Origin of the sequence: Paenalcaligenes hominis, assembly GCF_041359055.1 — a bacterium.
In the GTDB taxonomy this organism is placed as follows: Bacteria; Pseudomonadota; Gammaproteobacteria; order Burkholderiales; family Burkholderiaceae_B; genus Paenalcaligenes; species Paenalcaligenes hominis_A.
In genome coordinates this window covers 544,666-557,650 of the sequence record NZ_JBGJKZ010000003.1, presented here as the reverse complement: position 1 = coordinate 557,650, position 12,985 = coordinate 544,666, and the positions used below count along the sequence as shown (strand labels likewise).

The 12,985-nt window shown below is 44.0% G+C and carries 13 protein-coding genes; 7 read left to right on the top strand and 6 right to left on the bottom strand.

What is annotated here, in order from left to right:
• Positions 1-86: 86 nt before the first annotated feature.
• Genes ACBP46_RS09795 through ACBP46_RS09765 form a run of 7 tightly spaced genes read left to right on the top strand, consistent with a single transcriptional unit; the run spans position 87 to position 6,830 of the window.
• Positions 87-1,283, top strand: coding sequence for a CaiB/BaiF CoA transferase family protein (locus tag ACBP46_RS09795; protein WP_371016543.1), 1,197 nt, complete (start codon positions 87-89; stop codon positions 1,281-1,283).
• Positions 1,284-1,292: 9 nt separating this feature from the next.
• Positions 1,293-2,126 (top strand): citryl-CoA lyase, encoded by an 834-nt coding sequence (locus tag ACBP46_RS09790; protein WP_371016542.1) that lies wholly within the window; start codon positions 1,293-1,295, stop codon positions 2,124-2,126.
• Positions 2,127-2,137: 11 nt separating this feature from the next.
• On the top strand, positions 2,138-3,109 hold the full coding sequence (locus ACBP46_RS09785; RefSeq protein WP_371016541.1) for a hydroxyacid dehydrogenase: 972 nt from the start codon (positions 2,138-2,140) through the stop codon (positions 3,107-3,109).
• On the top strand, positions 3,106-3,819 hold the full coding sequence (locus ACBP46_RS09780) for an RraA family protein (protein ID WP_371016540.1): 714 nt from the start codon (positions 3,106-3,108) through the stop codon (positions 3,817-3,819). Before ACBP46_RS09785 ends, ACBP46_RS09780 begins: the two co-directional genes overlap by 4 nt.
• Before the next feature lie 36 nt (positions 3,820-3,855).
• Entirely contained in the window at positions 3,856-4,830 is a 975-nt protein-coding gene (locus tag ACBP46_RS09775) for a Bug family tripartite tricarboxylate transporter substrate binding protein (protein WP_371016539.1), read from the top strand.
• 42 nt (positions 4,831-4,872) lie between these two features.
• Positions 4,873-5,322 (top strand): tripartite tricarboxylate transporter TctB family protein, encoded by a 450-nt coding sequence (locus ACBP46_RS09770; RefSeq protein ID WP_371016538.1) that lies wholly within the window; start codon positions 4,873-4,875, stop codon positions 5,320-5,322.
• Positions 5,322-6,830 (top strand): tripartite tricarboxylate transporter permease, encoded by a 1,509-nt coding sequence (locus ACBP46_RS09765; RefSeq protein WP_371016537.1) that lies wholly within the window; start codon positions 5,322-5,324, stop codon positions 6,828-6,830. Before ACBP46_RS09770 ends, ACBP46_RS09765 begins: the two co-directional genes overlap by 1 nt.
• A gap of 612 nt (positions 6,831-7,442) precedes the next feature.
• Here ACBP46_RS09765 and ACBP46_RS09760 read toward each other — a convergent pair.
• The 6 genes from ACBP46_RS09760 to ACBP46_RS09735 all read right to left on the bottom strand — a co-directional run bounded on the left by ACBP46_RS09760 (position 7,443) and on the right by ACBP46_RS09735 (position 12,909).
• On the bottom strand, positions 7,443-8,129 hold the full coding sequence (locus ACBP46_RS09760) for a TetR/AcrR family transcriptional regulator (RefSeq protein ID WP_371016536.1): 687 nt from the start codon (positions 8,127-8,129) through the stop codon (positions 7,443-7,445).
• Between the two features lie 112 nt (positions 8,130-8,241).
• Positions 8,242-9,438, bottom strand: coding sequence for an FAD-dependent monooxygenase (locus tag ACBP46_RS09755; protein WP_371016535.1), 1,197 nt, complete (start codon positions 9,436-9,438; stop codon positions 8,242-8,244).
• 99 nt (positions 9,439-9,537) lie between these two features.
• Positions 9,538-10,512: an asparaginase gene (locus tag ACBP46_RS09750; RefSeq protein ID WP_371016534.1), complete on the bottom strand. Its 975-nt coding sequence runs from the start codon at positions 10,510-10,512 to the stop codon at positions 9,538-9,540.
• 7 nt (positions 10,513-10,519) lie between these two features.
• The gene (locus tag ACBP46_RS09745) at positions 10,520-10,876 is read right to left on the bottom strand and encodes a RidA family protein (protein WP_371016533.1); all 357 of its coding nucleotides are present in this window, start codon (positions 10,874-10,876) and stop codon (positions 10,520-10,522) included.
• A gap of 27 nt (positions 10,877-10,903) precedes the next feature.
• The gene (locus ACBP46_RS09740; protein WP_371016532.1) at positions 10,904-12,430 is read right to left on the bottom strand and encodes a tripartite tricarboxylate transporter permease; all 1,527 of its coding nucleotides are present in this window, start codon (positions 12,428-12,430) and stop codon (positions 10,904-10,906) included.
• Between the two features lie 8 nt (positions 12,431-12,438).
• The gene (locus tag ACBP46_RS09735; protein WP_371016531.1) at positions 12,439-12,909 is read right to left on the bottom strand and encodes a tripartite tricarboxylate transporter TctB family protein; all 471 of its coding nucleotides are present in this window, start codon (positions 12,907-12,909) and stop codon (positions 12,439-12,441) included.
• Positions 12,910-12,985 lie beyond the last annotated feature (76 nt).

The following is a 12,985-nucleotide window of genomic DNA, read 5'->3' as shown; positions in this document are numbered from 1 at the left end:
GATATAGTGCATTGTAAACTACTTTCTAGTTTCACTGAACGGAATATCTATTCTACTAGGTAGAATAAACTAATGGAGTTGCTACTGTGTCTGATGTGCTATCAGGGATACGCGTTCTAGACCTAACCAATGTGTTGGCTGGTCCTTATGCATGTTATTTACTTGCTCAGTTAGGAGCAGAAGTTATTAAAATCGAACGCCCTCAAGTCGGTGACTTAGCCCGGCAACTAGGGGCCGACGTAAAACGGAATGAAGAACAAATGGGTACCTCTTTTCTCGCACAAAATGCGGGAAAAAAATCAATCACCCTAGATCTGAAACATCCTAAAGGCAAAGAAATTTTTTTACAGTTAGTAGCTAGCGCTGATGTTCTAGTAGAAAACTTTAGAGCAGGTGTAATGGATAGATTGGGTTTTTCTCATGACACGTTAAAAACTCTGAATCCTAAGCTCGTTTACTGCTCAATCTCGGGTTTTGGTCAAGACGGCCCTATGGCTAAACTACAAGCCTATGACCAAATTGTGCAAGGCTTATCAGGTGTCATGGCCGTAACAGGCGATCAGGATTCTGGCCCTTTGCGAGTTGGTTATCCTATTTGTGACACTATTGGTGGCCTAAACGCAGCTTTTGCTATTAGTTCTGCTCTAGTCAAACGCAATCAAAGTGGTCAAGGCGATTACATTGATGTATCAATGCTGGAATCCACTTTAGGCACGATGGGCTGGGTGGTCTCTAACTGGCTAATTGCTGGTGTAGAACCTTCACGTTTAGGCAATCAAAACATGACTGCTGTGCCCTCTGGAGCATTTCGAACCCAGACAAGCTTGCTCAACATCGCAGCCAATCAACAGACTCAATTTGAACGTCTCGCTAAACTCCTTAACCGCGAATGCTGGCTTGAAGACCCACGCTTTAAAACACGCGAGTCACGCAAACAACACCGCACCCTCTTAAATACTGAACTAGAGGAAGCTCTTAGCACGCATAGCGCTGAACACTGGGCAAAGATTTTAAATCAGCACGACATCCCTGCAGGTGTAGTTCAAGATATTCCCACCGCCTTGGCTCAACCACAAATTCAAGAACGACAATTTATCAAAACTCTTAAAGATGACCAAGGTAATGAAATAAAAGTGGTCCGAGCAGGATTCCGTCTGAACTCCGGCGACCCCGCACCCAGTTGCTACCCACCTCTACTTGGCGAGCACACTACACGTCTTCTTACCGAACTAGGTTACAGCCCAGAAGCCATTAAAGAATTGACTCAACTAGCTATTATCTAAGGAAGCCGCATGCACCACGCACACATAGATCCTAAAGAGCAAGCTGCCCAATGGTGGGCAACCAATATTATTAAAATGAGCCCTGGAGTCATCCAATTCCATGGCTATCCCATCCAAGACCTCATTGGGCAACTCAGTTTTACCTCTATGATTTGGCTCATGCTTCGTGGAGATACTCCTACAGCTACTCAAGAGTCCCTATTAAGTGCCGCCTTAATGGCTGGTGTAGATCATGGTCCTCAAGCCCCTAGTATTGCCATTGCTCGTATGGCAATCAGCTGCGGAGTAGGTATTAATAACGCCATGTCCTCAGCCACAAATGTTCTAGGTGACGTACATGGAGGGGCTGGTGAACAGTGCTTAGAGTTGTTTCAATGCATTCAGAAACGCCTAGACCAAAAGCAGCCTTTAGAAGATGCCATCCAATTAGAGTTAGAGGCTTTTTTTGCTCAAGGCAATAAATACGTTCCTGGTTATGGGCACCGTTTTCATCCCATTGACCCACGCAGTCAGCCTCTTATGAAGCTCTTACAGGATGCAGAACAAGCTCAGGCGACAGTCGGCAATTACCGTGCTATTGCCTTAGGGGTAGAACATTATCTATACACTAAAAAATCTCGCCGCATTCCTATCAATATTGATGGGGCTACAGCAGCTATTTATGGGGCACTAGGCTTCCCTCCTGCATTATGTAGAGGGCTATTTGTCTTGTCACGTTCGGTAGGAATACTTGCTCATGCATGGGAGCAAAGCCAATCTAGCACACGTAACAAAGGTCCTATTCCCAAAGGCTGGCTCTGGTCCTACACCGGAACAGATACACGCGATCTTGAGGACGAGTAAAAGGTAAAAAGATGTCTTATACAGTCCTCATTACTGCCCCTACAATCAGCTCTGCCGCTATTCACTATTTGCAGCAAGCCAACTGTAAATTGCTTTTTTTGCAATCTGATGATAAATCAAGCGAACTAGAGCACCTGCTGCTTCATCAGTCAATTGATGCCATTATTTCTCGCACCTACCCTCTATCACAACATCTTATTCAAAGTAGCCCCAACCTTAAAGTCATTGCCCGACATGGTATAGGTTATGACAATGTAGACATAGAGGCTGCTACTCAGCAAGGCATTCCTGTATTGGTCACTCCCGGTACAAATGCCCAAGGTGTAGCTGAACTGTGCTTAGGTTTGATATTGGCTTGTGCTCGCCAAATACCCCAACATCATCTAGCCGTTAGACAAGGTCTATGGCCTCGCTCAAGCCCCGGCAAAGAGCTCTACGGTAAAACTCTAGGCCTAGTCGGTTTAGGTCGTATTGCACAATGCGTAGCTCAGTTAGCTCAAGCTATAAACATGAATATTATTGCCTATGATCCTCTATTGACCAAGGCACCATATCCTCTAGTCCCCTCTCTAGAAAAGCTTTTGAGCAACTCAGATATTGTTTCGTTACATTGCCCCGCACAAAAAGAAGGTAATGCACTCATCAACCGAGAAACTCTAGCGTACATGCGATCTGGCAGCATTTTAATCAACACCGCTAGGGGTCAGCTTATTGATGAACTCGCCCTAGCCGATGCAATCAGAAGTGGGCATCTCTATGCAGCGGGCCTCGATACCCTAGCCATAGAACCCCCTGCCTCCAACAACCCTTTGCTTCATCTAGATCGAGTCATATTAAGCCCTCACGTAGGGGGCAGCACAGACCAATCTTTAGAGCGTACAGCACTGCTTGCTGCCCAAAATGTGTTGGCCTATCTACAGCACCAAACGATTAATCCCGCCCATTTAGTTAACCCTAGATTCCAACAAAGACAACGTTTATGAATAACTATATCACTCAAGCTCAACAAGCAACTTGGCCTACTGGTTTTATTATGAAACCACGGGTGAGTCTCGTGCCCTCAGAGGTCTTGCATGCTTATCAAAACGTTCCAACTGCTCATATTAGCGATACCCTTGGTCGTTACCATGGCAGCAATCTCTTACGGGACTATCATAATGCTCTAAAACATGGCGGTATGTACGGCAATGCCATTACCGTCAAAACTCGTCCTGGAGATAATCTCATGCTCCATGCCGCCATTCTCTGCGCGGAGCCCGGCGATATTATTGTGGTTGATGCCAGTGGGGATCTATCCACTGCAGTGATCGGCGGACTCATGCGCACCACGGCTATAGCTAAAAAGATAGGCGGCTTTGTCATTGATGGAGCGATTCGTGATATCGAAGAGTGGGCTCAAGGAGATATGCCTATATATGCCAAGGGACATACGCACAAAGGCCCAAAAAAAGAAGGCCCCGGCGAGCTCAATACACCAATTTCTTGTGCGGGCATGGTGGTACACCCTGGTGACCTTATCGTAGCTGATGCGGATGGCGTCATCTGTGTGCCAGCAGACCAAGCCTCTACTCTACTCAACAGCTGCCAAGACTTAGCTCAGCACGAAAAACGAGTTCGTACTCAAAATGCCTCAGGCGCTGTTGATTTAGATCGACTTCTTAACCTTCTACGCCAAAAAAACTGCCCGTTGTAGCCTTTTAAACAATAAATAGAGACAAGGATAAACACCATGAAAACCAAATTAATCGTTAGTCTATTGGCTGGAGCCAGTCTGTTTGCATCGACTGCTCTATCCTTAGTTCACGCTAACTCATTCCCAGAAAAAAGCATTAATTTTGTTGTCCCTTATCCCCCTGGAGGCGGTACTGATATTACCACTCGATTGCTCACCGATAAAATCAGCAAAACCAGTGATTGGAATTTTGTGGTGGAGAATAGACCTGGCGCGGCGGGTAGCATCGGCTTAGGCTATTTAACACGCCAAACCCCAGACGGGTATACCCTGGCCATGGGACAAACCTCCAACATGACCATAAACCCCAACTTAAACAAAGACATTAGCTACAACTCTCTAGAAGACTTCAGTCTGATATCAGTTATTGCTACTCAACCTGTTGTAGTGGTGGTTGCCAACCAATCTCCTTATACAAATCTGAACGATCTTCTTAACGATGCCAAATCAGGAAAGACTTTAACCCTCGGCACTCCCGGTATTGGCACAGTCAGCCATTTGGCTATGGAGTACTTGGGTCAAATGAGTAACACCAAAATTCGCCACATTCCTTATCCTGGAGCGACTCAAGCTATTACTGAAGCCATGGGGGGACATTTAAGTTTTGTAGCCACTAGTTTACCTAGCGCTTTATCACAAATCCGTGCTGGCTCAGTACGCCCTTTAGCCGTCACCTCAGCTGAACGCACCTCCGCTCTACCAGATGTACCTTCCATCAGTGAGCTAGGCTATGACGGCTATGACGTCAACGAATGGAAAGCGGTAATTGGCCCCGCTCATATAGATCCTGCAACAGTCACTAGTCTCAACGCCGCTATCCGCACAGCTCTAAATGACCCTGAGTTAATTGATGCTTTTGAACGCGAAGGCAGCACGATTTTAGGTAGCAGCCCAGAGGAGTTCCAAGCCATGCTTAATGAAGAATACCCACGTTGGGGCCAAGTATTACGTGATGCCAACATCACCAAATAAGACCTCAATCAAGATAAAAATCAGATAGTGGAGACTCCTAAAATGAAGAAAAATGACCGCGCAGATATGATCGTTGGAAGTGCTTTTTCACTTCTTGGTCTTGGCATTTTTTTCTATGCACGCAGCAATTACGATATGGGTGAGCTCACCAACATGGGTTCAGGCTTTTTCCCTGCCATTCTAGGCATCACAATGGCTCTACTAGGACTCATTGTTACGATTTCAAGTATTGGGATTCAAGCCCCAAAACGAGAGTTCAATACACGAACTACTTTTTTTGTCACCCTCTCTATTATTGCTTTTGCATTACTCATTGAACGCCTAGGAGCTCTCCCTGCTATTTTTTCTTTAGTCCTAATTGCCTCATTAGCTGAAAAAAGGTTCTCTTGGCCCAAAAAATTCCTATTAGCAGCTGTCTTATTTTGTATTGCCTATCTCATCTTCAAAGTCATGCTTAGCATGAACTTTAGCCTCATTCATGGTGTTCTATAATGGATTTATTCTCAAACGCCCTATTAGGCTTAAGCGTCGCCCTCAGCTTTAATAACCTCTTATATTGTTTTCTAGGGGTGCTTGTAGGTACTTTTCTAGGAGTTATTCCAGGGGTTGGGGTACTTGCTGCCATATCCATGTTGTTTCCTATTACTTTCCATATGGAACCAACAGCCGCACTTATTATGCTAGCGGGAATTTGGTATGGCACGACTTACGGTGGTAGTACCGCCTCTATTCTTCTAAATGTACCAGGCTCTCCCACCAATGCAATTACCTGCCTAGATGGCTACCCTATGACAAAACAAGGTCGAGGTGGTGTTGCTCTGTTTATGACCACAATCGCCTCCTTGGTTGGTGGGTCTATTGGCATTGTTTTACTCATGCTTTTTTCCCCTATTATTGCAGCCTATGCCCTGTCTTTTTCTGCTCAAGAATACTTTTCTTTAATGCTCTTAGGTTTAGTTGCCGCCAGTAGCGTATCGAATGGCTCCTTTACAAAAGGGCTCTTAATGGTGGTAGTTGGGGTTACCATTGGCATGGTAGGTACAGATATTTATACAGGCACCCCTCGCTTTATCTTTGGTCTACTTGACCTAGGCGATGGCGTTAGTTTGATTGCTTTAGCTATGGGTATTTTTGGAATTTCCGAGGTAATAGCAAGCATTGGTAAAGTTAACACCAAAGACTTGGACCAAAAAACGCTGAGTTTCGCCGCCATGAAACCAAACAAAGATGATATCAAACGTTCTTGGGGACCCATGGCTCGTGGCGCAGGCATTGGTTCTTTTTTTGGCACCTTACCTGGAACAGGTCCCTCTTTAGCCGCCTTTGTTTCCTATGCCATAGAAAAACGCTGCTCTAAAACACCCAGCCACTTTGGTAAAGGAGCCATTGAGGGCATTATGGCCCCTGAAACAGCTAACAGTGCCGCTGACCAAACCTCATTTATACCCACTCTTTCTTTAGGCTTGCCAGGCAGCCCCACTATGGCGCTTATGCTAGGAGCTCTGATGATTCATGGCATAGCGCCGGGTCCTCAGCTTATGACGGAGCAACCTGATCTATTTTGGGGTTTAGTAATGAGTTTCTGGATTGGAAATATCCTACTGGTCATACTAAACATTCCTCTGATAGGTGTCTGGGTACGCGTCCTAACTATTCCCTATCACCTACTATTCCCAGCTATATTAATGTTTATTGCTATTGGCACTTATAGTGTTAATTACAGCGTTATTGATATTTTACTCGTTGCTGGTTTTGGGCTATTTGGCTATATATTGCGATGCTTTCAGTATCCTATGGCCCCTTTACTACTCGGTTTTGTGCTAGGGCCATTAATTGAACAACATTTCCGTCGTTCTATGTTGCTATCAGATGGCCAGCTCTCTACCTTTATTGATCGCCCTATTAGCCTAACAATTTTAATTATTACCTTGCTAATTGCTATTTGGGGGTTTTGGTCTGGTCTTAAATCCCACTATCGGCAAATGGCTACACAACCATAAAAATTATTATGCCCTTATTCATTAGCCCTAGTTGTTTAGGGCTTTTTTTATGTACGTAGACCTGTGCTGTATTTCCTCTGACCGTGCCTAATTTCCATAGAGAGCAAAACATTGACTGAAAAGTTATGCGCACAGTTAATTAGACACCTTTTTACTCAAGGTACTTCTAAGGGCAAGTAAAGAGCAACACTAAACCTTAGCTTCAGCAAATGAAAACATTTCCAAAAGAAAACGCATCAACCCTCTATCGCCGCATACTGTTAGCCTACCAAGGAGTCAAAATAAAAAATAAGCGCCCAGTTCACACATTTTAACTGGGCGCTTATGGATTAAAGATACGTCACCTTAAAAAACGAGGCAAAGAATTTGATGTTTAGCTTCTTGTGCAGACTCGTGCCAGAATATGGCTACTATAAAATGTCAGTGCACCTTACATTTCCAAATGACAATATAACTCAACACAAAAAGCGTATACGCTACAAATCACTGAAAAACTTGGCTCGTAGTCGAGTTACTGTAACAGGAGTCTCAGCGACCACCTGTTCAGGACAAGACAATGCTACGCCTGAGCGTCGTAGGAACATCTTTTTCTGTAGGCAGAAAAAAGGTTAATCAATCTCCCGTCTCTTTTTTAGGGGCTGCCCCCATAAAGCCCCCAGAAACGAAAGCAGTCACTTGTCTAGCTAGCTCATCTGTATCATCAGGATTACAAAGCCCACCACTAATTTCCTCTAAACGATTAGTGTCGGATGCAGCATATAAGTAGGCCCCTACCGTTAAGATATATCGCCAGTAGATCACTTCTGGAGGGGTATCAGGTAGTGCTGTAATCAAAGCGGCTGTATAAGCTTCCGTTGCTTCTTGATAGAGCTTGCGGCGTAAAATAAAAGCATACTCTGACGGCTCCATGTGAAGCCAAGACTGTAATTTTAAATAGCGTCTTGTAGCCGGAGTTCGGCGCATCTCTGTAATAGGGATTAGAAAAGCTTTAACTAACTCTTCAGCTGTAGGCGGTGTGTCTTGAGATAAAAGACTTTTTAACCGCTCCATACGATCTTTAGTAATAGCTTCTCCTCGTGAAAGGAGTAATGCTTCGATTAAGCCTAACTTGGATTCAAAATAATAATTGATAAGCGAGGTCGTTGTTTTTGCTTTTTGAGCCACCTCTCTAAGAGGTGCGGAAAAACCTTTCTCAGCAAACACATGTTCAGCTGCGGTTAATATTCCTTCACGTGTATGCGTAACTCCCTCTGGTCGACCTGGGCGTCTTGGCTTATTTTTTTGTTCAACAGAAAACATAGTTTAAATTAGTTATTATCAGCAATAAAACATAATGAAATTAATTAAGCTAAAGAAGAAGACCAGATGAGAGAAAGAGATGGGTCAAAAAACCGACCCATCTCTAGAAAGCTTATGCTATTTTAAAATCAGTCGCATTATACTCATACACCCAATTTGCTTTAATACCACCAGCGTGCGGATCACGTTTTTGCTGCTCTTGATAAGCGCGGTCACGCTCTTCTAACTCTTCTCTGGAAGATACATGGTAGGTACGCCCGCGTTCTCTGGCTTCAAGCTGTACTCGGCTTGTTCGGGGTATTCTCTCAGCTTCATAGTGCTCTAAAGCTTTTGTAAGATTGTCTGGGGATTGAGATAAAGCGCTAGCTAAAACATAGGCATCCTCGATAGCCATGGCTGCCCCCTGAGACAAAAAAGGTAACATAGGGTGTGCAGCGTCTCCTAATAAGGTAATCCGTCCCTTAGTCCAGGTTTCACTTGGATCTCGGTCAAACAACCCCCAGCGATAAACTTCTTGAGCATCTTTAAATAAATGTATCAGATTATCATGCCATCCTTCAAAATCCGATAACATTTCCTCTCGTGTGCTACGTGCGTTCCACGATTCCTCCACCCACTCTTTCGTCTCTTTAACCGCTACAATATTCACCTCTTTCCCACCACTTACGTAATAGGTTACAACGTGACCCTTGGGGCCTAACCAGAACGATGATTCCGGCGCGACATAAGAAGGCATTTCCTCGAAAGGAACAAGAGCACGGTAGCACATATGCCCTGTAAAGCTAGGTTTATCTTCTCCAAATAAATGCGTTCTTATTACAGATCGTACTCCATCAGCCCCTATCAGTAAATCCGCTTCAAACTCAGAGCCGTCTGCAAATTCAGCAATAACTTTATCCCCTTCTTGGCGTGCGCCTACACATACCTTAGAAAAACTTACCTCTGAGTCACCTATCTTTTTAGTTAAAATACGATGTAAGTCAGCCCGATGAACATGATAAAAATCAGCTCCATACAGGTCAGGACACACTTCCTTTAAGGGAATCCGAAACAATTCTCTCGCGTTCTCCCAGTTTCTTCCTACCAAAGCCTCAGGCAGAAAACCGATCTGCTTTAAATCGTCTGCTAGTCCAAGTTCATTTAATACCTTTACAGCGTTTGGGGTAACTTGAATGCCGGCCCCAATCTCGCCAAACTCAGCTGCCCGCTCGAAAATATGAGTTTTCATTCCTTTCTGTTGCAGAGCTGCGGCAACGGCTACGCCCCCAATCCCACCGCCAATAATTGCAATCTTCATGTTTTTACTCATCTTGAATTTCCTTTTATCTACAACAATTAATTTTACGTACAAATAATTTAAATCATAAAAAAATCAGCGTTTTTATGCGCCTCTTTCAAATAAAGGTATTTAATAGACCTGATAAAACATGCGCTTAATCTCCTCTCTTTTCTTGTTTTGAGCTAGTAACACGATTAACAATAAGCGAGCCTTCAAAGCGCATAAATAACCTGAAGGTAATAAATCACGGCTTAGAAGATCCATTTCTGACCCTGAGAACCCATAAGTTCGAGTATGCACCTTGCCTTTAGGCACGCGAGTGGCTAAGACCACTGGCATTTTTTGAGCTAAATCTGCTAATGGCTTGACCCATTTTTCAGAAAGGTGTCCTGCTCCGGTAGCCTCTATGACTAAACCTTCGTAGCCTAACTCTGCGGCGGCCTCTAGAACTCTTGCATCTTCTCCTAAGCTGGCTTTAATTAGACCCACTGCAGGGAAGGCTCTCTCGATAGAACTCGAGTTAGGAAAACGAGGTAAACGCGGCAAGGAAGTTATATTGACTACCCCTTCACTTATAAATCCTATTGGCCCTACATCGTAAGACTCAAAAGCCCCTAACGAACTGGTATGAGTTTTTGTCACGAAATAAGGCGAATGAATTTCCTCATTCAAAGCGACCACCACGCCTAAATCACATACACCCTTGGTACTGGCAATAAGAAAAGCATTCATTAAATTAGCAGGACCATCACTACTAACCGCATCCGCTCCTCTCATCGCCCCTGTAACCACGATGGGTTTATCTGAACGGGTTAATAAACTTAAAAGAAAAGCAGTCTCCTCTATCGTATCGGTGCCTTGAGCTAGCACTATGGCATCCACCTCTTCTAAGGCGCTATTTATTAGCTGAGCAATGTTATTGATTAACTTTAAATCAAGCGACGCACCAGGCATCATCGGCGTTTCATACGTTATGACTTCGATATCGCTTAATTGCGGTAGGGTTTGAAGGAGGCTCGAAGCGCCTAATTTCGGGATTCTGCCCTTGGCGCTTTGCTCCATACTAATCGTCCCGCCCAACGAGATAAAACCTACTTTACTCATACGTAAATTAATCCTTAGCTGCTGCGATTGCTCCGATCTCCACCCTAAATTCCGGAGAAGAAAGCGTAGCACCCACCGTAATGCGTGCTGGTTTGTTTTCTTGATCTACCCACTCTTCCCATACCGCATTTAGTACATCAAAATCACCCACATCAGCTAAAGAAATCGAAACGGATAATAGCGATGCCCGTGAACAGCCAACACTAGACAAAATGGTATCGATTAAATGTAGCACCTCTTTAACTTGTGCCTCAAAACCCTCTGCTAAAGTCTGTTGGGGAACCTGTCCTGAGATATATACCACCCCATTATGAATTACAGCTTTAGACATACGTGGACCCATTTCCACCCGCTTTATAGTCATACTGCCTCCTAGATTTTTGCTTTTGAATCACGACACACTGGCTATTTTTGCCCTATTTCCCTTTAATCCCGCTCTTAAACCTTTTATTAAAGGCGGTGCAATAATGGCTAAAACAATCGCCATAATCAAAGCCAAACTTAAAGGACGAGTAAAAAACAAACTATAGTCGCCGTCGCCTAGCATAATGGCACGTCGAAAATTCGTTTCAATCATGGGACCAAGCACGACCCCAAGGATAATGGGCGCAGGATAAATACCGACCTTTTTCAGCAAATAACCGATAAACCCAGCAACAACGGCAATGCCTACATCAAAAATACTGTTTTGGATGGAGTAAGCGCCTAAAATACATAAAACCATAATCGCTGGCAGCACTAGGTATCTAGGCAAGGCGATAAGTCGGGCAAAAGGTCGTGCTAACAGCAAACCAAAAATCAACATAAAAACCAAAGCAACCATGTAGCCTAAATAAATACCGGACACAATCTCTGGAGCTTTGGTAAACAAAGAAGGACCTGGGGCAAGACCATGGATCATCAAAGCCCCAATTAAAACAGCAGTCATCGGGTCACCAGGAATACCCAAGGTCATCATAGGAACTAATGCCCCTCCTACACTGGCATTGGCTGCGGAAGTCGCTGCAGTCAAACCTTCTACCGATCCTTTTCCGTACTCCTCTGGATGCTTAGAGGTACGTTTGGATAAACCATAAGCGGCGATGGTGGCGACTGATGCCCCTGCCCCTGGTAGCACACCGATGCCTACTCCTAAAAGGCTACTTTGAGTCAGTGCTTTGCCACATCGCAGTACTGATCCAACTGAAGAAAAAATCTTTCCTATCTTTTGTTTAATAGCTGGTCTTTCGGATTCTTCTAGTTGACTAAAAATCTCGGAGAAACCAAAAAGCCCCACCATAAAAACAATCATATCGATGCCGCCAGCCAAATCATCGGAGTTAAATGCTAAACGCGGGTAAGCCGTCATTACATCCGCACCAACACAAGCAATAAGCAAACCGATGACACCGCCGATCAAGCCTCTTAGCATAGTGGACTCATTAATGAGCGCTATCATTGTGAGAGCAAACATGCCTAAAAGAGCAAACTCCCACGTACCAAAATAACTAGCAAGACCTACTAAAAAAGGAGAGAAACCAATAAGAAATACTAGACCTATAGCACCCCCTAAAACTGAAGCCACAGTGCTTACTCCTATGGCTCGACCAGCTTCACCTTTTTTAGTCATTGGATACCCATCAAAACCTGTTGCAATAGAAGATGGCGTACCTGGTATATTGACCAAGATAGAGGTTAAATCCCCCGCATAAACAGAAGAAATAAATACCGCTATAAGAAAAACAATAGCTTCACTAGGCAATAGCCCAAATGTAAGAGGAGTAAAAATAGCTAGTGCCATGGTTGAGGAAAGTCCAGGCAAGGCACCAAAAGCTAAACCAACTAACGTCCCTAAAGCTATATACAATAAAGAGGCTGGCGTAAACACATGACTAACGCCTGCATCGAATACTTGAAAAAAATTAGCGAAGATATCCATTTTTATACTCAATTAAATAAAGAGTGGGGTAAGCGACGCCCCGCAAAATCTTCGAACGCTGTAGCTAAGAGCAAAGGTAAAGAAATAGAAACCAAAATTAATACAATTAGGCTTCGGGGTTGTACTTCTTTCCAGTTATAGAGGGTCAAGGCTGCTCCCAAGCTTAATCCTGATGCTGTCAAACGAAACCCTAATACATCTAAAAAGTTAATCGCTGCCCCTAGCAGAATCAAAAAAATAAGGGCTCTGATCACGACCTCTTTTTGCAAATTTAACTTTTGGGGTCGTTTTTCAAAAAAGAGTCCTATGGCTAAGATAGCTAGTAAACTAGCTAAAAGCTTAGGATAGAAACCAGGAGGCCCACCAGAAGACCAAGACACCTCAGGATAAGTGGCACTATCTAAAAATATAAATGCTATGCATGCGACTAACACTAGAATAAGAAGCACATCAGCCCATCTATTCTTAATAAACTGCATAAATCACCTAGATCAATTAATATTGCACCAGCCGAGTCCTTAGTATGTAACCCCACTAAGGCTCGGAAAAATAAAG

Bases quoted from the DNA above. Each gene is read 5' to 3' on its own strand.
- ACBP46_RS09790 (WP_371016542.1), top strand. From the start codon at position 1,293: ATGCACCACGCACACATAGATCCTAAAGAGCAAGCTGCCCAATGGTGG.
- ACBP46_RS09785 (WP_371016541.1), top strand. From the start codon at position 2,138: ATGTCTTATACAGTCCTCATTACTGCCCCTACAATCAGCTCTGCCGCT.
- ACBP46_RS09780 (WP_371016540.1), top strand. From the start codon at position 3,106: ATGAATAACTATATCACTCAAGCTCAACAAGCAACTTGGCCTACTGGT.
- ACBP46_RS09775 (WP_371016539.1), top strand. From the start codon at position 3,856: ATGAAAACCAAATTAATCGTTAGTCTATTGGCTGGAGCCAGTCTGTTT.
- ACBP46_RS09770 (WP_371016538.1), top strand. From the start codon at position 4,873: ATGAAGAAAAATGACCGCGCAGATATGATCGTTGGAAGTGCTTTTTCA.
- ACBP46_RS09765 (WP_371016537.1), top strand. From the start codon at position 5,322: ATGGATTTATTCTCAAACGCCCTATTAGGCTTAAGCGTCGCCCTCAGC.
- ACBP46_RS09760 (WP_371016536.1), bottom strand. From the start codon at position 8,129: ATGTTTTCTGTTGAACAAAAAAATAAGCCAAGACGCCCAGGTCGACCA.
- ACBP46_RS09755 (WP_371016535.1), bottom strand. From the start codon at position 9,438: ATGAGTAAAAACATGAAGATTGCAATTATTGGCGGTGGGATTGGGGGC.
- ACBP46_RS09750 (WP_371016534.1), bottom strand. From the start codon at position 10,512: ATGAGTAAAGTAGGTTTTATCTCGTTGGGCGGGACGATTAGTATGGAG.
- ACBP46_RS09745 (WP_371016533.1), bottom strand. From the start codon at position 10,876: ATGACTATAAAGCGGGTGGAAATGGGTCCACGTATGTCTAAAGCTGTA.
- ACBP46_RS09740 (WP_371016532.1), bottom strand. From the start codon at position 12,430: ATGGATATCTTCGCTAATTTTTTTCAAGTATTCGATGCAGGCGTTAGT.
- ACBP46_RS09735 (WP_371016531.1), bottom strand. From the start codon at position 12,909: ATGCAGTTTATTAAGAATAGATGGGCTGATGTGCTTCTTATTCTAGTG.